This is a genomic window from Streptomyces sp. NPDC003032 (genome assembly GCF_053591415.1).
On the sequence record NZ_JBSFTT010000122.1, the window covers coordinates 1 to 1463 of the forward strand.

1 protein-coding gene is annotated in these 1463 nt (G+C 70.7%); it reads right to left on the reverse strand.

The window, feature by feature from the left end; all coding sequences use genetic code 11:
• Window positions 1-1463 (reverse strand): glycoside hydrolase family 15 protein (locus ACWDZ7_RS42800; protein WP_451804375.1); only part of this gene is annotated, 1463 nt, incomplete at both ends.

Here is a 1463-nt window from a genome sequence, read left to right on the forward strand (position 1 = left end):
GACAGCTCCCGCTGGATCGCCTCGATCGTGCCGATGACGCGCTTGTCGTCGGGCGGCAGGAAGCCCATCTGCGGGATCAGCAGCAGCGAGGCGTCCAGCTCCTTGGAGCCGTACGACTGCGTGAAGGTGTTCCGCTCCGGGTCGTAGCCCTTCTCGCACACGTCACGGTGGATGTCGTCGCGCAGCTCGCGCCACTTCTCCAGCGGGCCGTCGGCGTCGCCGGACTCCAGGAGCTTGATGGTGCGGTCGACGGCGACCCAGGCCATCACCTTGGAGTGCACGAAGTGGCGGCGCGGGCCGCGCACCTCCCAGATGCCCTCGTCCGGCTCGTCCCAGTGGTCCTCCAGATAGCGGATCAGCTTCAGCTGGAGCAGCGAGGCGTAGTCGTTGCGGGCCAGGCCCGTCATGTGCGCCAGGTGCAGGGCCTCGGTGACCTCGCCGTACACGTCCAGCTGGAGCTGGTGGGCGGCGCCGTTGCCCGCCCGGACCGGCTGGGAGTCCTCGTACCCCGGCAGCCAGTCCAGCTCCGTCTCGCCGAGTTCGCGCTCGCCCGCGATGCCGTACATGATCTGGAGGTTCTCCGGGTCGCCCGCCACCGCGCGCAGCAGCCACTCGCGCCAGGCGCGGGCCTCCTCGCGGTAGCCGGTGCGCAGCAGCGAGGAGAGGGTGATCGCCGCGTCGCGCAGCCACGTGAAGCGGTAGTCCCAGTTGCGCGAGCCCCCGATGTCCTCGGGCAGCGAGGTGGTGGGCGCGGCGACGATTCCGCCGGTCGGGGCGTACGTGAGTGCCTTCAGGGTGATCAGCGAGCGGACCACGGCCTCCCGGTAGGGCCCGTGGTACGTGCAGTGCTCGACCCACTCCCGCCAGAAGTCCTCCGTGGCGGTGAGCGCCGCCTCGGGCTCCGGCAGGGCGGGCTGCTGCTTGTGCGAGGGCTGCCACGAGATGGTGAACGCGATCCGCTCACCCGGCGCGACCGTGAAGTCGGAGTACGTGGTCAGGTCCTTGCCGAAGGTCTCGGCGTCGGTGTCCAGCCACACGGAGTCGGGGCCCGCGACGGCCACCGTGCGGCCCTCGACCTTGTGGACCCAGGGCACCACACGCCCGTAGCTGAAACGCATGCGCAGCGCCGAGCGCATCGGCACCCGGCCGGTGACGCCCTCGACGATCCGCACCAGCTGCGGTGCGTCGGTGTCGCGCGGCGGCATGAAATCGATCACGCGGACGGTGCCGCGCGGAGTGTCCCACTCGGATTCCAGCACCAGGGAGTCGCCGCGATAGGTGCGGCGGGCAGCCGTGGGTGGCTGCGCCTCCGGTGCGTGTGCGGGCCCGAGGCGCCAGAAGCCGTGCTCCTCGGTGCCCAACAGGCCGGCGAAAACGGCGTGGGAGTCGAAGCGGGGAAGGCACAGCCAATCGACTGTGCCGTCCCGGCAGACCAGGGCTGCGGTCTGCATGTCTCCGATGAG